At 68.0% G+C, this 20,671-nt stretch carries 17 protein-coding genes, 1 tRNA gene and 1 pseudogene; 9 read left to right on the top strand and 10 right to left on the bottom strand.

Translation table 11 applies throughout. The annotated features are described in order from the left end of the window. Window positions 1-48: 48 nt before the first annotated feature. Window positions 49-681: a queuosine precursor transporter gene (locus tag LGR44_RS04545; protein WP_226737705.1), complete on the bottom strand. Its 633-nt coding sequence runs from the start codon at window positions 679-681 to the stop codon at window positions 49-51. 102 nt (window positions 682-783) lie between these two features. Then, window positions 784-1,074 (bottom strand): 50S ribosomal protein L28, encoded by a 291-nt coding sequence (rpmB, locus tag LGR44_RS04540; RefSeq protein WP_226737703.1) that lies wholly within the window; start codon window positions 1,072-1,074, stop codon window positions 784-786. A 210-nt stretch (window positions 1,075-1,284) separates the two neighbouring features. On the opposite strand from rpmB, the gene LGR44_RS04535 reads away from it, so the two are divergent. From LGR44_RS04535 to LGR44_RS04510, 6 genes are all read left to right on the top strand, one after another. Then, window positions 1,285-2,130 (top strand): DUF3108 domain-containing protein, encoded by an 846-nt coding sequence (locus LGR44_RS04535; protein WP_226737701.1) that lies wholly within the window; start codon window positions 1,285-1,287, stop codon window positions 2,128-2,130. Between the two features lie 201 nt (window positions 2,131-2,331). Beyond that, window positions 2,332-5,493 carry a helicase-related protein gene (locus tag LGR44_RS04530; RefSeq protein WP_226737699.1) on the top strand — a complete coding sequence of 1,054 codons (3,162 nt, stop codon included), beginning with the start codon at window positions 2,332-2,334 and terminating at the stop codon, window positions 5,491-5,493. Window positions 5,494-5,506: 13 nt separating this feature from the next. Beyond that, window positions 5,507-5,809 carry an RNA-binding S4 domain-containing protein gene (locus tag LGR44_RS04525; protein ID WP_226737698.1) on the top strand — a complete coding sequence of 101 codons (303 nt, stop codon included), beginning with the start codon at window positions 5,507-5,509 and terminating at the stop codon, window positions 5,807-5,809. A 52-nt stretch (window positions 5,810-5,861) separates the two neighbouring features. Then, window positions 5,862-6,200, top strand: coding sequence for a ferredoxin FdxA (fdxA, locus tag LGR44_RS04520; protein ID WP_226737695.1), 339 nt, complete (start codon window positions 5,862-5,864; stop codon window positions 6,198-6,200). 362 nt (window positions 6,201-6,562) lie between these two features. Further along, window positions 6,563-7,153, top strand: a complete 591-nt coding sequence (locus LGR44_RS04515) for a CarD family transcriptional regulator (protein ID WP_226737694.1) — start codon at window positions 6,563-6,565, stop codon at window positions 7,151-7,153. Window positions 7,154-7,327: 174 nt separating this feature from the next. After that, entirely contained in the window at window positions 7,328-8,200 is an 873-nt protein-coding gene (locus tag LGR44_RS04510; protein WP_226737692.1) for an RNA polymerase factor sigma-32, read from the top strand. Window positions 8,201-8,291: 91 nt separating this feature from the next. Here LGR44_RS04510 and LGR44_RS04505 read toward each other — a convergent pair whose 3' ends face one another. Beyond that, the gene (locus LGR44_RS04505; RefSeq protein WP_226737690.1) at window positions 8,292-9,731 is read right to left on the bottom strand and encodes a M48 family metalloprotease; all 1,440 of its coding nucleotides are present in this window, start codon (window positions 9,729-9,731) and stop codon (window positions 8,292-8,294) included. 6 nt (window positions 9,732-9,737) lie between these two features. Further along, window positions 9,738-10,568 (bottom strand): thermonuclease family protein, encoded by an 831-nt coding sequence (locus tag LGR44_RS04500; RefSeq protein WP_226737688.1) that lies wholly within the window; start codon window positions 10,566-10,568, stop codon window positions 9,738-9,740. Window positions 10,569-10,663: 95 nt separating this feature from the next. Between LGR44_RS04500 and LGR44_RS04495 the strand changes: the two genes are divergently transcribed. Beyond that, a tRNA-Arg gene (locus tag LGR44_RS04495) sits at window positions 10,664-10,740 on the top strand. Between the two features lie 30 nt (window positions 10,741-10,770). Here LGR44_RS04495 and LGR44_RS04490 read toward each other — a convergent pair. From LGR44_RS04490 to bglX, 4 genes and pseudogenes are all read right to left on the bottom strand, one after another. Continuing rightward, entirely contained in the window at window positions 10,771-12,207 is a 1,437-nt protein-coding gene (locus LGR44_RS04490; RefSeq protein WP_226737686.1) for an NAD(P)-binding domain-containing protein, read from the bottom strand. A gap of 58 nt (window positions 12,208-12,265) precedes the next feature. After that, complete coding sequence (locus LGR44_RS04485) at window positions 12,266-12,586, bottom strand: ArsR/SmtB family transcription factor (RefSeq protein WP_226737684.1); 321 nt, start codon at window positions 12,584-12,586, stop codon at window positions 12,266-12,268. A 147-nt stretch (window positions 12,587-12,733) separates the two neighbouring features. Continuing rightward, window positions 12,734-13,465 (bottom strand): annotated as a pseudogene (locus LGR44_RS04480) (YoaK family protein); the annotation flags it as partial. 99 nt (window positions 13,466-13,564) lie between these two features. Further along, on the bottom strand, window positions 13,565-15,805 hold the full coding sequence (gene bglX, locus LGR44_RS04475) for a beta-glucosidase BglX (RefSeq protein WP_226737682.1): 2,241 nt from the start codon (window positions 15,803-15,805) through the stop codon (window positions 13,565-13,567). Between the two features lie 132 nt (window positions 15,806-15,937). Here bglX and LGR44_RS04470 point away from each other — a divergent pair, with 132 nt between their 5' ends. Further along, window positions 15,938-17,425, top strand: a complete 1,488-nt coding sequence (locus LGR44_RS04470; protein ID WP_226737680.1) for a response regulator — start codon at window positions 15,938-15,940, stop codon at window positions 17,423-17,425. 31 nt (window positions 17,426-17,456) lie between these two features. Here the strand turns inward: LGR44_RS04470 and LGR44_RS04465 are convergent, their stop codons facing one another. Together LGR44_RS04465 and LGR44_RS04460 are read right to left on the bottom strand one after the other, a co-directional pair. After that, complete coding sequence (locus LGR44_RS04465) at window positions 17,457-18,152, bottom strand: gamma-glutamyl-gamma-aminobutyrate hydrolase family protein (RefSeq protein ID WP_226737678.1); 696 nt, start codon at window positions 18,150-18,152, stop codon at window positions 17,457-17,459. Continuing rightward, entirely contained in the window at window positions 18,149-19,126 is a 978-nt protein-coding gene (locus LGR44_RS04460) for an amidoligase family protein (protein WP_226737676.1), read from the bottom strand. Before LGR44_RS04460 ends, LGR44_RS04465 begins: the two co-directional genes overlap by 4 nt. A 131-nt stretch (window positions 19,127-19,257) precedes the next feature. Between LGR44_RS04460 and LGR44_RS04455 the strand changes: the two genes are divergently transcribed. After that, a complete protein-coding gene (locus tag LGR44_RS04455) occupies window positions 19,258-20,670 on the top strand; it encodes an MATE family efflux transporter (protein WP_226737674.1) in 1,413 nt (470 codons plus the stop codon). Window position 20,671: the final 1 nt, after the last annotated feature.

The following is a 20,671-nucleotide window of genomic DNA, read 5'->3' as shown; positions in this document are numbered from 1 at the left end:
CGCTCCCTGGAGCGCCTCTCGAGAATGCAGGTCTTCGTCTTCGGGCCGTCATGCCGCCCGACGGGGCCGGTGCTGCATGAGCGCCAGGATCGCGCCGTAGGGTGCGATGGACAGGGCCGCGAGCCCGAGCTTCACCCCGTAATCGGCCACGGCCAGGCTGACCCAGGGCAGGGCGATGCATTGATCGGCGATGCCGAAGGTGCCCAGGGCGTCGCTGATCGTCAGGCCGAGGCCCGGCACGACGCCGCAATAGAAGGCGAAGGAGAAGAAGATCGCCGTGTCGAGGGCGGACGAGATCACGGACGACACGAAGGGCGGAAGCCACCAGGCCTTGTCCCGCAGGCCCGCGAAGATGCGGATGTCGAGGAGCTGGGCCGCCAGGAAGGCCATGCCCGAGGCCATGGCGATGCGCGGGGTGGCGAGGACGACCGACAGGATCACGGCCAGCACGAAGCCGGCATAGACGACCCGGCGCGCGCCCTGCTGTCCGAAGCGCCGGTTGGACAGGTCGGTGACCAGGAAGGAGAAGGGATAGGTGAAGGCGCCCCAGGTCAGGTAGTCGCCCAGCCCCATATGGGTGAACGGATACTGGACCAGGATATTGGACGAGAGCACGACAACGGTCATGGCCGCGAGCGCGATCATGAAGTCGCGGCGGTTGATCTTCGTCTTCACGGTCATCTCCAGAGCCTCCGGTTCGGCCAGAAACGGCCAAGCCTCGCAGCCAACGCAAAACGGGCGGCTGTGAGGCCGCCCGCAGCGCAGAGCTTTTGCGGTTCGAGATTAACTCGCAGCAGCGAGCTTCTTCTCGATCTCGCGCTTGATCGTGAGGGCGTTCGACGACAGCTCGTCCGCCTTGGCCTTGGCCAGGAAGGCGTCGAGGCCGCCGCGGTGCTCGACCGAGCGCAGCGCATTGGCGGACACGCGCAGGCGCACGGAGCGCTGCAGGGTGTCGGACTGGAGCGTGACGTTGCAGAGGTTCGGCAGGAACTTCCGCTTCGTCTTGCGGTTCGAGTGGCTCACCAGGTGGCCACTCAGCACGGCCTTGCCGGTCAGTTCGCAACGGCGCGACATGGGTTCAATCCTATTGTATCGAGGGGTCGCGGCCTCAAATCTCGCGGGTTTGCTTCAGCGCAGATCCCGCGTGGCCGGACACCAAAAGTCCTTGGAAGGTGCGAGCCTATAGGCCGAAACAGGGCCCCGCGTCAAGAATAGCAGGGTGCCGCATCTCGATTTTTTGCAACATCGTGGTCACGATATGGACTGATTCCCATATGATGTGACATGACACTCCTCCAGGAAAGCCCCATGCGCCTCATCGCCTCCGCATTCATGACCCTGGCCCTTGTCGGCATCGGCACCCCCGGCGAGGCGCAGACCCTCAAGGTGGAGTACGACGTCTCCCTCATCGGCCTGCCGCTCGGGAAGGCCGACCTGTCCTCGTCCTTCGACGGCTCGAAATACAAGATGCAGGCGGCCGTGAAGCTCTCCGGCCTGGCCCGGATGCTCACGGGCGGCAAGGGCGTGGCCACGGCCTCCGGCACCATCGCGGGCTCGCAGCCTCAGCCCGCGAGCTTCGCCGTGACCTCCCGCTCCTCCAGCGACCAGCGGACGGTCCGGATGGGCCTGACCGGTGGCAATGTGGCGGCGGTCGACATTGACCCGCCCATCGACGAGAAGCCCGACCGGGTTCCGGTCAAGGACGGCGACAAGAAGGGGGTGGTCGATCCGGTCAGCGCCCTTCTCATGCCGGCGGTCGCATCGGGGAACCTGATGTCGTCCGCCAACTGCAACCGCACCCTTCCGGTCTTCGACGGCGCCGCCCGGTTCGACGTGGTCCTCAGCTACGCCGAGACCAAGGATGTCGAGCTTCCCGGCTATTCGGGGCCCGTCCTGGTCTGCAACGCCCGTTACGTGCCGATTTCCGGCCACCGCTCCCTGCGCCCCTCCACCAAGTTCATGCAGGACAACCGGGACATGTCGGTCTGGCTTGCTCCCGTCGAGGGGCAGCGCCTGCTCTTCCCGGTGCGGGTCGCCGTGCGCACCATGATCGGCATGAGCGTGGTCGAAGCCTCAAGCTGGTCGGTGGATGGGGGCGCGAAGGTCGTGCCGACCTCCCTGCGGCCCTGAGGACGAAAAGCCTTAAAGTTCAGCGGAAATTCGTTCCGGCTGTGGTGATTCCCGTTTGAAACACCATATAAGGGTCGAGCCTGCAGCTCGGCCCGTGCCGGGTTGCTATCGTCGAGAGGGGCAGCCCGAGCCGATGCCGACCCGCGGTTCCGAAATCCCTCGTTCTCGTTTCCGGGACGAACCCGCACTCTGAAATCAGGCATGGCCCGCCGTTCCCTTCCCCCGCAAATACGCTCGCGCGGCGTAACAGCCGTGCTCGGCCCGACGAATACCGGCAAGACCCACCTCGCCATCGAGCGGATGCTCGGCCACGAGAGCGGCATGATCGGCCTGCCGCTGCGCCTGCTTGCCCGCGAGGTGTATCAGCGCGTGGTGGAGAAGGCCGGCGCCCACAACGTGGCCCTCGTGACCGGCGAGGAGAAGATCAAGCCGGACCGGCCGCGCTACTGGATTTCCACCGTCGAGGCCATGCCGCGGGACCTCGACCTCGCCTTCGTGGCCGTGGACGAGATCCAGCTCGCCAGCGACCTCGACCGGGGCCACGTCTTCACGGACCGTCTCCTGAACCAGCGCGGACGCGAGGAGACCCTGCTCATCGGGTCCAACACCATGCGGCCCCTGATCGAGACGCTCATCCCCGGCGTCCACGTGATCACCCGGCCGAGGCTCTCGAAGCTCACCTTCGCGGGCGAGAAGAAGGTGTCGCGCCTGCCCCGCCGCAGCGCCATCGTGGCCTTCTCGGCCGAGGAGGTCTATGCCATCGCGGAGCTGATCCGGCGCCAGAGCGGAGGCGCGGCGGTCGTCCTGGGGGCGCTCTCGCCCCGCACCCGCAATGCGCAGGTCGAGCTCTACCAGAACGGCGACGTGGATTATCTGATCGCCACGGACGCCGTCGGCATGGGGCTCAATCTCGACGTGGACCACGTGGCCTTCGCGTCCGACAAGAAATACGACGGCTTCCGCTTCCGGAAGCTCTACAACCCGGAGCTGGCCCAGATCGCCGGCCGCGCCGGCCGCCACATGCGCGACGGCACCTTCGGCACCACCGGCCGCTGCCCGCCTTTCGATGCGGAAACCGTCGAGGCCCTGGAGAATCACACCTTCGATCCGCTGCGCATCCTGCAATGGCGCAATCCCGACCTCGATTTCTCCACCCTGGGGCGCCTGCGCGATTCCCTGGGGGAGCAGCCGCGCGAGTTCGGCCTCGTGCGGGCGCCCATGGGCGAGGACGTGGCGGCGCTCGAAGTGCTGGCGCGGGACGACGACATCCAGGCCTTCGCGCGCTCCAAGGTCGCAGTCGAGCGGCTCTGGCAGGTGTGCCAGGTGCCCGATTACAGAAAAGTGTCCCCGCAGACCCATGCGGATCTCGTGGGACAGATCTATCGTTTCCTGATGAAGGACGGCGCCGTTCCGGCGGACTGGTTTTCCCGGCATTTGTCGGCCATGGACCGTACGGACGGCGATATCGACACCCTCTCCAATCGGATAGCACAGGTCCGGACTTGGTCCTTCGTCGCTAACCGTCCCGACTGGTTGAAGGATCCTGAGCATTGGCAGGGTGTTGCGCGTCAGGTAGAGGACAAGCTATCGGACGCGCTCCATGAACGTCTCGCCCAGCGCTTTGTCGACAGGCGAACCAGCGTTCTCATGCGGCGCTTGAGAGAGAACACGATGCTCGAAGCGGAAATTACGACCTCCGGCGATGTCACGGTCGAGGGTCAGCACATCGGTCACCTGCACGGCTTCCATTTCGTGCCTGACCCCCAGGCCGACACGGCGGAGGCCAAGACCCTGCGGAACGCGGCAAGCAAGGCGCTGGCCGGAGAAATCGAGGCGCGGGCCGACCGGTTCGCCGAGACGCCCGACACCACGCTCGTGCTCTCGAACGACGGCACCATCCGCTGGATGGGCGATCCGGTCGCGAAGCTGGAGCCCGGCGACAAGCTCTTCGAGCCCCGCCTGCGCATCCTCTCCGACGAGCAGCTGACGGGGCCGGCCCGCGACAAGGTCGAGAATCGCCTGCGCGCCTGGCTCAAGGCTTATATCGTGCGCCTTCTCGGCCCGCTGATGCAGCTGGAGGAGAGCACGGAGCTCGCGGGTCTGGCCCGGGGCATCGCCTTCCAGATCGGCGAGGCGCTGGGCGTGCTGGAGCGCTCCAAGGTCCTCAACGAGGTGCGCAGCCTCGATCAGGAGGCCCGCGCGGCCCTGCGCAAGGCGGGCATCCGCTTCGGCGCCTATCACCTTTACCTGCCGGCGCTGCTGAAGCCCGCGCCCCGCACCCTGGCGGCGCAGCTCTGGGCGCTGCAGAACGGCGGCCTCGAGCAGAAGGGCATCGACGAGATCGCCCATCTGGCCCAGTCCGGCCGGACCTCGATCCCCGTCGATCACGACATCGCGCCGGGCCTCTACCGCGCCGCCGGCTTCCGGGTCTGCGGCGGACGGGCGGTGCGCGTCGACATCCTGGAGCGCCTGGCGGATCTGATCCGTCCGGCCATGACCTACCGTCCCGGGGTGACCCCCGGCGAGCCCCCTCCGGGCGCGGCGGACGGCGACGGCTTCGTGGCGACGGTGTCCATGACCTCCCTCGTGGGCTGCGCCGGCGAGGATTTCGCCACGATCCTGAAATCGCTGGGCTATGTGGCCGAACGCCGTCCAGGTCCCGCCATCACCACCCCGCTCGCGCAGGCGCCCGAGGCGCCGGCTGCGGCTCCCGAGGGCGGGCCGGAAGCACCTGCGGCCGAGGGCGAGACTGCCGCGGCGGCCGGCGAGACCCCGGCCGAGGAGGCGCCCGTCCTCACGCAGGAGGTCGGCGCCGTCGCCGCGGAGGCTCCGGAAGGCGCGACGAGCGTCAACGAGGCCGTGGAGGCTGCTCAGGAGGTTGCTTCCGAGGGCGCTTCCGAAGCCGCTGCTCCGGCCGAGGGCCAGGAAGGCGCCCCTTCCGGTGAGGCCGCCGCGCCGGCAGAGCCCGAGATGATCGAGGTGTGGCGTCAGGGCCGCCGTCAGCACGAGGGCGGACAGGCCCGCCACGGTCGCGGCCGGCCCAACCGGGGCGAGCGCCAAGACCGCCGTCCCCGCCAGGGCGAGGCTCAGGGCGAGCAGCCTTCGGGCGAGCGTCCGCATCGGCACGGTCCGCGCCCGGATCGCCGTCCCGAGCACCGGGAAGGGCAGGGCGAGGGCGGCAGGCCGCAGAACCGGCCCCCGCGCGCCGGCGGCCGTCCGGACGAGCGCCGTGGTCCCCGGCCCGACAAGCGCCACGAGGGCCGCCGCGACGGCGGACAGGATCGCCGCGAGAAGCAGCCCGACCCGAACTCGCCCTTCGCCAAGCTGATGGCCCTCAAGGCCCAGCTCGAGGACAAGAAATAGGCGATGACGGTCCATGCGTGAGGACCGGCAGCGCCTCGACAAGTGGCTCTGGTTCGCACGTTTCGCGAAGTCCCGGACGCTCGCGGCCAAGCTCGTCGCGAGCGGTTTCGTCCGGGTGAACGGCCAGCGCATCGACAGCCCGGCCAAGGCCGTGGCCGTCGGTGACGTGGTCACCCTGGCTCTGGCCCGGTCCACCCTCGTGGTCCGGGTCGAGGATCTCGGGGCGCGGCGCGGCCCTGCAACGGAAGCAAGGCTGCTCTACCTGAACCTGGAGCCTGGCGACGGAACGCTTGTCAGCGGCGACGACAGCCGCTAGAGCGACGCTGAGCTCCTCTCTTTTCTCGAACTGACCCTCCAAAGGACTGTTCATGACCTACGTCGTCACGGAAAATTGCATCAAGTGCAAATACATGGACTGCGTCGAGGTGTGTCCGGTCGACTGTTTCTACGAGGGCGAGAACATGCTCGTCATCCACCCCGACGAGTGCATCGATTGCGGCGTCTGCGAGCCGGAATGCCCGGCCGAGGCCATCAAGCCGGATGCGGAACCCGGCCTGGAGCAGTGGCTCAAGCTCAATGCCGACATGGCCAAGAGCTGGCCCAACATCACCCAGAAGAAGGATGCGCCCCCGGACGCCAAGGAGTTCGACGGCGTGGCGGGCAAGTACGAGAAGTTCTTCACGCCCAATCCGGGTGAGGGCGATTAAGTCGGTTCGGGTGCGAGCTTGAGCATAATCGCACCTTCTTAACAGTGTTTCTGAAATATTTTTGCTTTTTCGGGCGGACTGTGATAGGGTCCAGTCAATGCCGTCGCATGCGCCCATTCCGTGCGCCGACCCCGCAGGTAGGCTGATCACACGATGAATCAATGATGCATGACCAATGACCTAAGGTAAGCGACGCCTTATGTCATGGGTCGTGGGCGTTTTCTAGCTACTGGCTTAATCAGGGAGTCGAGCGGAACAGTCAAGTTCCGCAACCATTCATTCTCGTTCCTCCGGGGCCCTGCCCGATGGAATACAAGCGCCCTCGCCATGAGGCGAGGACCATGCAAGGAGGCCTCTCTCGCATGACGACCGCCAAGAAGTCCGCCCAGCGCCTGGGTTTTAAAGCCGGCGAAGCAATTGTGTATCCCGCTCACGGCGTCGGCCGCATCACGGCCGTGGAAGAGCAAGAGATCGCGGGCTTTAAACTGGAACTGTTCGTGGTGTCCTTCGACAAGGACAAGATGGTCCTGCGCGTCCCCACCGCGAAAGCCTCCAGCGTCGGCATGCGCAAGCTCGCCGAGCCGGCTCTCGTGCAGAAGGCGCTTGACGTTCTGACCGGTCGTGCCCGCGTGAAGCGCACCATGTGGTCGCGCCGCGCCCAGGAATACGAAGCGAAGATCAATTCCGGCGACCTGATCGCCGTGACCGAGGTCGTGCGCGATCTGTACCGCTCCGAGGCCCAGCCCGAGCAGTCCTACAGCGAGCGTCAGCTCTATGAATCCGCCCTCGACCGCGTCGTCCGCGAGATCGCGGCGGTCAACAAGATCACCGACACCGAGGCCCTGAAGCTCATCGAGCAGAGCCTGGCCAAGTCGCCGCGCCGCGCCAAGGGCGCCGAGGCGGAAGGCGATGCGGATGTCGACGGCGACGACCTGCAGGAAGAGGCCGCCTGATCCAGGCGCCGCCTTCAGGCCCGAAACCCATGGAAAAGCCCGGCTGTCGCGCCGGGCTTTTTTGTTGCGCGGCCCTTGTTTTCAGGGGCCGGGAATCTATTTCCGCAAACTCAGCAGTTCCGGACTGAACTTTTTCCGGCCTCGCTCGTTGTGTCTCTGCCAAGGGAGGACACAATGGGAGAAATCTCTGGGGTTCGTCGCCGGTTCGTCCGCGCCGCCATGAATGCTCCTTTTCTCGAGAGAGAAGAAGAGCATCTTCTTGCCGTGCGCTGGAAGGAACACCGGGACGAGACTGCGCTTCACCAATTGACTGCGGCGCACATGCGCCTCGTGATCGCGCTCGCGGCGCGCTTCCGTCACTATGGGCTGCCGATGGCCGATCTCGTGCAGGAGGGCCATGTGGGCCTTCTCGAGGCCGCCGCCCGTTTCGAGCCCGAACGCGAAGTTCGCTTCTCGACCTATGCGACCTGGTGGATCCGTGCCTCCGTGCAGGACTACATCCTTCGCAACTGGTCAATTGTCCGTGGCGGAACAAGTTCCGCTCAGAAGGCTCTTTTCTTCAACCTGCGCCGCCTGCGCGCCCGCCTGACCCGGGGCGGCGAGGAGCGCATCGCTTCCGACGTTCACGAGAAGATCGCCGAGGCGATCGGCGTCTCCCGCGCGGACGTCGCCCTCATGGATGCCCGCCTCTCGGCTCCGGACACGTCCCTCAACGCTCCCGTTCTCGATGCCGATTCCTCGAATTCGGCCGAGCGGGTCGAGTTCCTGGTGGACAACAGCCCCTTGCCGGACGAGAGCGTGACCGACGTGATCGACACCGAGCGCCGCGTGCGCTGGCTGCAGCAGGCGCTCGAGGTTCTCAACGAACGCGAACTGCGCATCCTGCGCGCCCGCCGTCTCGACGAGGAGCAGGTGACCCTGGAATTCCTCGGCGACCGGCTCGGCATCTCGAAGGAGCGCGTGCGCCAGATCGAGAACCGGGCTCTGGAGAAGCTCAAGCGCGCCCTGATGGAGAAGTACCCGCAGGCCTCCGGCGCCTTCGTCTGAGGCCGGTTCGGCTCCTCCCGAGGAACGACGCCCTGAAATCCTGAAGCCCTGGACGGTCCGGCACGCGGCCCTCCAGGGCTTTCGTTTTCGTCTATTCCACCACGACCTTGTAGCGCTCCCCGACTCTCAAGGGGGCGTTCCGCTCCAATCCGTTCAGCAGCAGGAACCGTTCCAGCGCCCGGTCGACCGGCATGCGCTCGGCGAGCCGCTGCGCCGTGTCGCCTTCCTGCGCCGTCACGACCTGCAGCTTCAGCGGCCGGATCTGGCGCGCTTCGTCGGGCTTGACCTGACGCACGGTGTTGAGGGTCCTCTGGAACATGCTTTCCAGATCTCCCGCTCCGTCGCGCACGGCCATGATCAGGCGATAGGTCGTGTTGCCGATCCGGATCGCCGAGAGGCGGAAGGACCATTCCTTGCCGTTGGAGGTGGCCGTGGCGACGGGAAGGCCGTTGATGGTCGTGGTCTCCAGGCTGCCGGGCTCGATGGTGTCGCTCCAGGTCGAGCGCAGCACCTCCTCCAGGCTCTGGCCGCTCGGCGTGTCGGCCGCGTCGAAGAGCAGGCGCCTGCCGCCGTCCGGAGACGCGCCGAGGACGGCCTCGGACGTATTCTCCAGGGTGAAGCCGTCCGGAGCCTCGAAGGCCACCCCGAGGCGGGCATGGCTGAAGCGGCGGCCCTTGACCACGCCGTCCGCCGGATCGTCGCCGTAGGGAATTCCGTCGATCGCCGCGAGATAGTCCAGACGATCGGTTTCTCCGACGCCGGGAGCGCCGGCGCGCCGGGCCGCCTGGAGCGCGAGGTTGATCCGCTCTCCCGTGCTGGGATGGGACGTCATCCGCTCCGCCCCCGGACCGTCGCTGCGCGACGCGGTCGCGGACCGGTCGAGCGCCGTCAGGAAGCGCGGCGCGCCGTAGGGATCGAACCCGGCCCGCGCCAGAACCTTCACGCCGGCCTGGTCGGCCTCGAGCTCCTGGGAGCGCGAGAAGCTCGCCAGGGACGAACGAGCCTGGCTCTGCACCACGGCCGCCTGCTCGGCGTCGTTCAGCACGTCCTCGGTTACCCGCTTGATCAGGGTCGAGCGGGCCTGCATCTCGTTGCGCTGGGAGGCATGGCGCAGGGTGACGTGGGCGATCTCGTGGGAGAGCACGGCAGCCACCTCGGAGCTGTCGTTCGCCAGGGCCAGGAGGCCCCGGGTGACGTAGAGGCGTCCGTTGGGCAGTGCGAAGGCATTCACCACCGGCGAGTTCAGGATGGTCACCCGGTACGATTCGTCCGGCCGGTCGGTCGCCATGACCAGACGGTTGGTGATGTCCGTGAGAAGGCGCTGGGCCTGCGGCGCCCTGACCTCGCCGCCGAACGCGGCGACCAGGCGTTCATGGTCCCGGTCGCGCGGGCTCTCGGAGCCGATGATGCGGGGCGCATCGGCCGGCAGCGAGGCATCCCCGAGACCGAGGGCCGCGCAGCCCGAAAGCAGGGCCGCGAGCACAGCGCCGCTGGCGATTCGAAGTCCGGTGGGGTGACGTGTTTCGCTCATGCTCGCTCAGCGTGGCAGGCCCTCGCCTGCGAGGCGTTCGATCATCTCAGGAATTACAAGGGTAAGAGCCGCTCCTTGCCAAGGCTCCAAAATGCCTCGGGCCCGGATCCGCCGCCCCCTCAGCGCCGCCGCGTCGAGGCCGCGTCCGCGCATCAGGATCCATGTCCTTCTCGGTATGACAATCGTGAAATCCTCTGCCCAATGCTCCCCGAAATTCAAATAGATTCGTTGTGACCGTTCACCGATGCTGCGGATGCGCCCTTCCACCAGAACGAAGCTGCCGATTCGGGTCCGCAGACGGTCCATGTGCTCTGCATGAATTGGCTTATAGCGGTCATCTTTCCAGAGACCAAGGCTCAGACGGCGCGCCTTTTCCTCAGCGGCAAGGAGATCGCTTCGGCAGAGGGGCGCCCCTGCGCTCGGATCGGCCATGGCAAGCCCCGCCGCGACGAGGCCCTCGCCGAGATCGAGCGGAGTCGAAGGCTCCGCCAGGCGTGCGGCAACGGTCAGGCGCGACCAGCGGTCCCGGTCGGAGCGGCCTTCGATGACGACGGGCTTTCCGGCCTGCACCCGCAGCCAGGCCACGGCCGCCTTGCGCCAGGCCTCGTCCTCGGCGAGGCGAAGACCCGACAGCTTCGCCGGACCGCCCGATTCCAGCACGAGATCGCCCTGCGGCGTGACCTCCCGGATCCGGTCCGTCCGGACCTCGCAGGTTCGCCGCTCCTGTCCGGGCGCGACGCCGCTCGGCTGCCCGACGGCCGGAAGGGGTGCGAGGGCCAGCGCCGCGAAAAATGCACCCCACCCGCGCAATCCAGCCTCCCCGAACGCGGCCAGCATAGCCTGTTCCGTTCAAACGGCCACGCCGGGATTGCACGTCGCGGCGCCTTCACCCATTTACCTGTGGGCGAAATGTGCTACTCCTCGGCTCAAGCGGTCCCGTAGCTCAGCAGGACAGAGCAGCGGTTTCCTAAACCGAAGGTCGGAAGTTCGAGTCTTCCCGGGATCGCCAACCCTCTCGCGTCACGAAGATCCACCGGTCTCAGCAGCAGCCTGCGGGCTCCGTCACCTTCTCCCGCACGCGGACGGTGGCCGTGCCGCAGCCGCAGCCTTCTCCCGTCCTCGCCTTGGCATCCGCATCGGCAGCGCAGCAGGCATCCGCGTCCACGGGGGCCGGGCCGCCGCAGCATGCGGATGACGGCTGGCCGTCGGAAGCCGCAGGGGGCGCCGAGCATACCCCGGTCTCGGGAAGAACGAGGTGGATGTCGTCGGCCGAGGCGAGATCGCCCGCGATGGCCGCCGCGACGGAGCGGACCTGCTCGTAGCCGGTGAGCATCAGGAAGGTCGGCGCGCGCCCGTAGCTCTTGATGCCGACCGTGTAGAAGCCGGGCTCGGGATGGGCGAGCTCGCGGTGTCCGTGCGGCGGCACCGATCCGCAGGAATGCAGGTTGGGGTCGATCAGGGGTCCGAGCGCCTTTGCGCTCTCCAGCCAGGGGTCGAGATCGAGCCTGAGCTCCCGGGTCAGCGCGAGGTCCGGCCGCTGGCCCGTCGCGGCGACGATGCGGTCCACGGGACCGAGCTCGCGGATGCCGTCCCGCGTGTCGCCGCTGACGACGAGCCGCCCGTCCCTCGACCTGACCGCTGTCGTACCGAAGCCCGACACGAGGGCGATGCGCCCGCTCTCCACCAGCGTCCTGAGATTGGCCCCGAGCTCGCCCCGGGCGGGCAGCTGATCGGCGCGCCCGCCGCCATAGACCCGCATCAGGTTGGCGCCGCGCGTCGCCCACAGGATCGTCGTCCGAGGCTCCCGCTCCGCGAGGCGCGCGAGATCGAGGAGCACGTTGGCGGCCGAATGTCCGGCGCCGACCACGAGCACGGCCTTGCCGGCATAGGTCCCGCGGTCGCGGCCGTTCACGTCGGGGATGCCGTAGGCGATATGGTCGGCATGTTCCGCCTCCCCCTCGGCCGGGATGCCGCCCGCCCCGAGGGGATTCGGGCTCGTCCAGGTCCCGGAGGCATCGACGATCGCCCGCGCCAGATCGCGCCGGGTCGTGCCGTCGCCGGTGGAGACGGCGAGCACGAAGGGCTTCGCCTGGCGCCCTGCGCTCGACACCTTGTCGGCGCCCAGCCGGGTGATCGCCTCGACCCGCGCCCGCGTCTCGATGACGGCGGCCATCTCGGGCGTTTCGGCGAGAGGGTTCAGATAGGCTTCGAAGAGCTCCGAACCGGTCGGCATCGCATCGCCGGGAGGCGCGCGCCATCCATGCGTTTCGAGAAGCGCCCGGGCGGCCTCGTCGGTATTGTATTTCCACGGCGAGAACAGGCGCACATGGCCCCAGTCACGGACATGAGCGGCCACCGTCGCGCCGGCCTCATAGACCTTCACGGGAATGCCGCGCCGGATCAGGTGCGCGGCGGCAGCGAGGCCGACCGGACCGGCGCCGATGACGGCAACGGGAAGGGTGTCGATCAGGTCCATGGCATTCCTCCTCATTCTAAACTTCCAAAATTTTGGAAATTAGGGTCAAAAAATCGCCTCACGCGGCCTGTTCTCCGGAAGCGGCGGCACAGCCGGCTTCGGCGCAGCATTCCTCGGCGAGAAAGCCCAGGAGAGCGTCCATGGCCGTGTAGTTGGCGCGGCAGATCAGCGTCGTCGCCTGCCGCTCCTGCGTCACCAGCTCGGTCAGGATCAGCCGGTGCAGATGGTGCGAGAGCGTCGAGGCCGGGATGCCGAGCTTCTCCTGCACCCGGCTCACCGGCAGGCCGTTCGGACCGGCTCGCACGAGCGTCCGGTAGACCTGGAGCCGGGTCGGGTTCCCGAGAGCTTCGAGCTGCTTGGCGGCTTGTTCGAGTTTCATGGAAATATGCTAGCTCCGCCGTAATGCCGCGTCAACCCATATTTCCAGTACCGTCGAAATAACGAAAACAGGCCGAACGCCGCCGCGACGCCTGCCCGCGCTTCACCCGGCCTGGCGTTCCTGTCCGGTGCCGGCGAACGCGCCCGCCACCAGAGGAGGCCCGGCAAGCAGGATCAGCAGCAGGGCCAGCGGCACGGAAAACAGGAAGCCCAACCCGCTATAGCCGAGGGCCCCGACCACGCCGCCCACGAAGAACGAGCCGAGGAGCAGCGTGAGCAGGCGCAGCTTGCCGCGGTCGGCGCTCACCTTCGGCAGGGTGCCGTCGCGGTTCCAATAGGCGAGCTTGCCAAGCTCGATGCCGATATCCGTGACGATGCCGGTCACATGGGTCGTCCTCATGCGCGCGCCGGAAATCTTCGTCACGGTGGCGTTCTGCAGCCCCATGAGAAAACAGAGCAGGGGCACGGCCGCCAGGGCGAGGCCCGGCGAGGGATAGGCGAGCCAGCCCAGCACCCCGAAGCCCAGGAGGAGGGCGGCTTCCAGCATCAGCGGCAGGGCGAAGGGGCTGTCCAGGTGGTGGCGGCGCCCCCAGTTGATGAGAACGGCCGAGAAGCCCGCGCCTGCCACGAAGGGCAGGAGGGCGGCGCAGCCGAGCAGCGCCAGATCGAGGGCGCCGAGGGCCAGATTGTCGGCCATGGCGGAGAGGATGCCGGACATATGCGAGGTGTACTGGCCGACCGCGAGAAACCCGCCGGCATTGACCGCGCCCGCCACGAAGGTCAGGACCATCCCGAGCTGGGTGTCCGCCGCACCGGTTCGCTCGGGGGCGAAGATGCTTCTGGTCGAGCCCACATAGCGGGCCGCGAGGCCATGACCCATTCCCGATGTCTGCGGCGATTCCATCGCCGCAGACCTTAGCCCGATCGTGCCTCCTTCGTCGATCTCCCGCCGTGGTCGCAGCAGGTCTTTGGAGGGAGCCTACAGGCGCTTCGGCGAGAGGGATGCGCGGCGCTCCGATGGCGGAATGCGGACCGTGTCGGTGATCTGCGCCTTACCCACGGACCCGGCGAGGGAATTGCCGCCGACGAAGACCTCGATGTCGCCCGCCTCGACCACATAGGTGCCGTCGTCCAGGTGGAAGCCGAGCTCCTCGACCGGAACGCGCAGCCTGACCTCCTTCGCCTCGCCTGCCTTCAGGGCGATCTTTTCGAAGGCCTTCAGCTCCCGCAGCGGACGGCTGCGGCTGGCCACCGGATCGCGCGTGTAGAGCTGCACCACCTCCTGGCCGTCGCGCGAGCCCGTATTGGTGACGGTGACCGAGACCTCCAGGGTGTCGCCCGACGACAGGCGCGGCGTGACGATGGCGGCGTCCCTGTAGGCGAAGCTCGTGTAGCTGAGACCCCAGCCGAAGGGGTAGAGCGGCGTGACCGCCTCGTCGATGTAGCCGAGAGTGAAACGGTTGTTGGCGAGGGTCGGCCGGCCGGTCGGGAGGCGGTTGTAGTAGATCGGCATCTGCCCGGCGGTCCGCGGCCAGGTGAGGGGGAGCTTCGCGCTGGGATTGGCGTCGCCGAACAGGACGTCCGCAACGGCCGTTCCGCCCTCGGTTCCGGGATACCACGCCATCAGGATCGACGGAATCCGGTCGGCGAGGGCGCCCAGCTCGAGCGGGCGGCCGCCCAGCAGGACCAGGGCGATGGGCTTGCCGGTGGCGGCGAGCGCCTCCAGCACCTCGACCTGCTTGCCGTTGAGGGTCGTGCGGGTGCGGGAGGCGGCCTCTCCCGACAGCTCCTGCGGCTCGCCGAAGACGGCGACCACGAGGTCCGCCGCCTGTGCCGCCGCCACGGCGGCGGGAAGCTGCTCCGTGGTCCGGCAGAACTGGTCGCAGGCGGGCGCATGCGTAACCGCGATTCCCGCTCCTTGAGCCCGCCGGCGGATGCCGTTCAGGATGGTGACGGTGTCCTCGTCATGGCCGCGGGCGGCATGGGGCCCCAGGTGGTCGCGCGGGGAATCGGCGAGGGGGCCGACCACCGCGATGGAGCGGATGCCGGGGGCGACCGGCAGCACGTTGTCCCGGTTCTGGAGCAGGACCAGGGTTTCACGCGTGACCTCGCGGGCGGCCGCGCGGGATTCCGGCGAGGGGAAGACCGAATCGACACGGGAGGGATCCACGTCCGGGCGGTCGAAGAGGCCCAGCCGCATCTTGGTGCGCAGCACGCGCCGGGCAGCCTCGGTCACGACCGCTTCCGGCACGCGGCCCGAGCGCACCTCGTCGGGAAGGTGCTTGATGTAGAGCTGGCCCATCATGTCCATGTCGACGCCGGCCAGGATCGCCTTTCTGGCCGCCTCCGCGCCGTCCGCCGCGATGCCGTGGCCGATGAGCTCATGGATGCCCGCCCAGTCGGAGGTCACGAAGCCGTCGAAGCCCCACTGGTCGCGCAGCACCTCCGTCAGGAGCCAGGGATTGGCGGTGGAGGGCATGCCGTTCAAGGCGTTGAAGGCGGCCATGAAGCTGGCCGAGCCCGCCTTCACGGCGGCGCGGAACGGGGGGAGATAGATGTCGTACATCTCCGCGGGCGGAATGTAGGTGGTGTCGTAGTCGCGTCCACCTTGCGGTGCGCCGTAACCCGCGAAGTGCTTCGTCGAGGTGGCGAGACCGCCCTTGCGGAAGCCCTCCACCCGCGCGGCGGTGAGCACCGATCCGAGATGCGGGTCCTCTCCGAACCCCTCGACGATCCGGCCCCAGCGGCTGTCCCGCGACAGGTCGGCCATGGGCGCGAAGGTCCATTGCACGCCCACATGGGAGGCCTCCTTCGCGGCCCATTCGGAGGCAAGCCGCGACAGGCGCGGACTGAAGGCCGCCGCCTCGCCGAGGGGCAGGGGGAATTGGGTGCGGAAGCCGTGGAGGACGTCGAGGCCGAAGATCGGCGGGATCTTGAGCCGGGACTGGCGTGCGAGCGCCTGGGCCCGGGCAACGTCCTCGGCGTTGTTGAAGTTGAGCAGGGCTCCGGTGCGCCCCGTCGCGATGTCCTCCCAGCGCAGGGGCGGACCATGGGAGATCAGGTTGAGCTGGCCGATCTTTTCCTCGAGGGTCATCTGCCCGAGCAGGTTCTCGACCCGGCGCTCGATCTCGTCCTGCGCGCCCGCTCCCATGGCAGCGCCGAAGAACAGACCGCAGGCAAGGGCAGCCCGCGCTAGGGCCGAGAGACAAAAGAACCGCACCGTCATCTCCATAAGAGGCACGAAAACTTTATCGCGAGAGGATCTCGCTCCATTTTCGTTCGTGCTACAAGGACGAGCGTGGGAAGTGGCGTCTCGACGGCCCCAGGTCAATTCAATTGTTCGAAGGATGAGATGCATCGCCTGCCCTTCACCGTAACGTTCGCGCTGGCGGCCTCCGCCCTCCTCCTGCTCCTGTCGGCTGCGGGCCTGGCCGGCGCCGCCTTCAGCCGGCAGACCGATCTGATCCTGCTCTCGGCAGCCGTCTTCACCATCGTCGCGGCCGCCTCCGCCGTGCTGGTGGGGCAGCAGGTGGCTAAACTGCTGCGGGAGACGAAGAAGCCCTACCGTGTTCTGGCGGTGGAGACGCCGCGATCCAGGCCGAAGCAGGATGCTTCCGCGTCGCCTGCCCCGGCCGTATCGGATCCGTCCGACGACGAGCCGGATCTCCGCCGCCTGCAGAAGCTGGAGGCCTTCGAGCACCTGCGCGACGGCATCGTCCACGACCTCAACAACAAGCTGATGGTGATCAGCGCGAACATCGATTCCGTGGCGCGGCACCTGAAGGATCAGCCCGCCCTGCAGCGCAAGCTCCTGTCGGCGCTTGTCGCCTCCGACCAGGCGGCGGGCCTCATCGCCCGGGCGGCCACCTTCGCCCGTCAGCCGCAGGCGCAGGTCAGGCACATCGATCTTGCGGACCGGATCGGGTCCGTCGCCGCGCTCATGAGCCGCTCCCTCCTCCGGGACACGGTCGAACTGCGCCTGAGCGTCGAGGACGGGCTCTGGCCCGTCGAGGTGGACCAGGACGATCTGGAAACGGCCATCGTCAGCCTCAGCGCCTATGCGCGCGATGCCCTGACGCAGGGCGGGGCCATCACCCTCGAGGCACGCAACGTCCAGGTCGAGCGGGGATCACTGACGGATCTCACCCTCGGGGGCGACTTCGTCCAGCTCGTCATCGGCGGCACCGGAGGCGAAGAGGCGATTTCGGGGGGCGAGAGCGGACAGGAACGGGCTTTCACCCTGCGCGACATCGACCTGTCCGCCTGGCTCCGGCTGAGCCGGAGCCTGCACTTCCTCAAGCCGCTCGGCGGCGCCGCGGAGGTTCGCAACACCGACACCGGAACGGCCATCATCCTGTATCTGCCCCGGGCGAAGGCCGTGACCTCCCTCGGGTCCCGGCTGCCCCACGAGGAGGCGGCAGAGAGCGGAGCCGTGCGCCGCGATACCGAGATCCTCGTGGTCGACGACGAGGTCGAGGTGGCGCTGGCCCTGCAATCCATGCTGGAGGAATCCGGCTATGTGACCCGGGTCGCCACCAATGCCGGCCAGGTGATGAAGGGCCTCCAGGTCCGCACGCCGGACCTCGTGCTCACCGATGTCTCCATGCCGGGAACCATGAACGGCATCGTGCTCGCCCGGGAGATCCGTCAGGCCTTTCCGGCGCTGCCGATCCTTCTGATCACCGGCAACCCCGCCGTCGAGGGGGAGGGCGATTATCCGCTTCTTCAGAAGCCCATCGTCAGCCGCGACCTTCATGCGGCGATCCAGCGGCATCTGAAGCCGCCGGAGGAGAACAAGGTCGTGCCGCTGTTCCCCCGGGCGTCTCGGCAGGGCTCCTAGCGAGCTGTGTGAGAGATCGTCTTCGTCGGCTTCAGGCCAGGGCGGCTTCCAGGGGCGCCCGCGCGTTCTTGGACGCTTCGGTCAGGGCGGCGAACAGGCGTTGCTGCGGTTTCTTCCAGACGAGCAGTTCCGGGTGCCACTGCACGCCGAGGAGGAAGGGGGCGCTCTCGCTCTCGACCGCCTGCACGATGCCGCTTTCGTCCTGGGCGGCGACTCTCAGCCCGTCTCCGAGCTTGTCCACGGATTGATGGTGCAGGGCGTTCACCTGGCAGGGGTTGCAGCGCAGGATCCGGTCGAGCTTGGAATCGTGGACGATCGCCACCTGCTTGCGCGGCAGGACGGTGCGCATCTTGGGCGCCTGGACATAGACCTCGTAGATATCCGTATGGAGCGTGCCTCCGAGCGCCACGTTGATCATCTGCGAGCCGCGGCAGATCCCGAGAACCGGCAGCTGCAGGGGCAGGGCGGCTCTCAGGAGGCCGAGCTCCAGCGCGTCCCGGTCGGGATCGATGCGCACGTCCGGCAACACCTGGCCGCCGTAGATCTCGGCGCCGATATCGTCGCCGCCGCCGATGACCAGCCCCTGCAGGGGCTCCTTGGGCAGGGCGTCGCCGGGGGTCAGCCGCACGCTGCGGGCGCCGACCCGCCACAGGGCGAGGCGGTGCATGAGATAGCTGCGCCATCCGCCCCGCCTCGACGTGGTGACACCGATGAGAGGCGGCTTCATGACAGGACGACCTGCTCGACGACGTTGGCCCAGCTCTTGTCCTCGCCCTCGAAGGACAGGTAGGCGGCGCCGACCGAATCCAGCCTGTCCCGGTCGGCCGCCAGCCGCTCCACGGCCACCCAGCGGTTCCAGTCGGGCGCGATGCTCCATCCCGGATCGCTCACGCGGGCGTCGGGCAGCCGGTAGTGAAAGGTCGGCCGGCCGTTGATCTTCTCGTTGGGCAGCACCGCCCGCACCCGTGCGGCGTCGAGATGATGCAGGAGGGGCAGGAGGTCGAGGTCCCGGTTCCGGGTCGGATTGGCTTCGAGGTAGTCGTCGATGAAACGCGGGATGTCGGGCCAGTAATCGGGAGCGGCGATCCGGCGGATGTACTCGACGGGGAAGGGATCCGCGAAGCCGAGGAGGTCGCGGGTCGGGTCCGGCGCGACCTCGCGCCGAAGCCACGGGTTGAGCAGCGCGAAGCTCTTCATGAAGGCGGCGACCGTCGCCGCGTCCTGCCGCGGAATTTCCGGGTTGAAGTGCAGGCCGAAGGCATAGAAGGGACCGTCCTGCGTCCCCTTCGCGCCGGTCTCCCGCAGGATGTCGAGAACCCGGTCCAGCTCCCGCAGGCGGTCGATCGGAACCGGCGCCGAGACGAGCTCGCACGGGACGAGATAGCTGGCCGCGAAGCCGAACCAGGCGGCGATGCGGGGCAGGACCCGGCCCTGCACCTTCTTCCGCTTGGCGGGATGCAGGATGCGGCTGTCGAGCTCGACCGTCATGTCGCCGATGGAGGAGCCCCTGAGCGCGAAGGCGTGGGGGTCCTCCTCCAGGACCTCGCCGCCGAGGGCGCCCTGAAGCGCGCGGACCGTCCTTTCCGCGGACGGGCCGACGAACTCCACCTCCACCCCGACGGTTCGCACATGCCCTTGCTCGTTGTGCAGGATCGGGGGCATCGCGAAGTCGATTGAGGTGGGAAGCGCGGATTGCGCCATCGTAATCTCCGAAACAGCAGTGCTCAGATGAACGGAACCGCTGTGGTCAGGTTCCGCTTCCCTCCGTTTCGCCCGCATCCGCGGCGGGAGGTGTGGTCTTTCGGACGCGCTTGAGGCAAAAGCCTGCCATCATGATTGCGCGAATCGCACCGAAGGAGCGGGCAGCCTGGGCAGCCGAGCTGCGCGCCACCCTGGCCCTGGGCTGGCCCCTGATCCTGACCAACGTGGCCCAGAACGCCCTGATGACGTCCGACGTCATCCTCATGGGCCGGCTCGGCTCGGGGGCGCTGGCGGCGGGGGCGCTCGGCACGAATCTCTACTTCGCCTTCCTCATCTTCGGGATCGGCCTCGTCAGCGCGACCTCGCCGCTGATCGCGGAGGAGCTCGGCCGCAGGCGCCATTCCGTGCGCGAGGTGCGCCGCACCGTGCGCCAGGGCTTCTGGGCCGCCGCCGCCGTGGCGGTGCCGATCTGGATCGTCTCCTGGAACGGCGGGGCGATCCTGCTCGCCATGGGGCAGGAGCCCGTCCTGGCCCGGGAGGCGGGCGAATACATGCGGGCCCTGCAATGGAGCCTGCTGCCGTTCCTGTTCTACCTGGTCCTGCGCTCCTTCCTGTCCGCCCTGGAGCGCCCGGGCTGGGCCCTCGTCATCGGCCTCCTCGCGGTGCCGGTGAATCTCGCGGCGGCCTATTGCCTGATGTTCGGCACCTTCGGCCTGCCGGCTCTCGGCCTCGTCGGCGCCGGCTACGGCACGGTGATCTCGAGCGCCTTCATGTTCGTGGCCCTCGCCGTGGTGATCAGCTACGACCGCCAGCTCAGGCGCTATTTCCTCTTCGGCCGCTTCTGGCGGACGGACTGGCCGCGCTTCCGCACCCTGTGGCGCATCGGCGTTCCCATCGGGCTCACCCTTGCCTTCGAGGTGACCATCTTCAACGCGGCCGCGCTCCTGATGGGGCGGATCGGCGCGAACGAACTCGCCGCCCACGCCATCGTCCTGCAGATCGCATCCTTCTGCTTCATGGTGCCCTTCGGCTTCGGCCAGGCCGTGACGGTGCGCGTCGGACGCGCCTTCGGCGCACAGGACGCGCAGGGCGTCACCCGGGCGGGCTGGACGGCCTTCGCCCTCGGCGTCGGCTTCATGGGCTTCACGGCGATGCTCATGCTCTTCGCGCCGCGTCTCCTGATCGGCCCCTTCCTCGATCTGGACGATCCGGCGAACGCGCCGGTGATCGGATACGCGCTGACCTTCCTGGTATTCGCCGCCATCTTCCAATTGGCGGACGGCGCGCAGGCGGTGGGGTCGGGCATGTTGCGCGGCCTGCAGGATACGCGCGTGCCCATGATCTATGCCGCCTTCGGCTATTGGGGCATCGGCCTTCCGCTCGGCGCGGCGCTGGCCTTCGGAACGGAGCTGCGCGGTATCGGCATCTGGATCGGCCTAGCCACCGGCCTGACGGTGGTCGCCGCGCTGATGCTCTGGCGCTGGCTTCGCCGGGACCGGCTCGGCCTGGTCACGGCGCCGGACGTGGTCCCGGTGCCGGCCTGAA

This window comes from Microvirga lenta, from assembly GCF_020532555.1.
In the GTDB taxonomy this organism is placed as follows: Bacteria; Pseudomonadota; Alphaproteobacteria; order Rhizobiales; family Beijerinckiaceae; genus Microvirga; species Microvirga lenta.
This window is presented reverse-complemented; position numbering and strand designations above follow the sequence as displayed.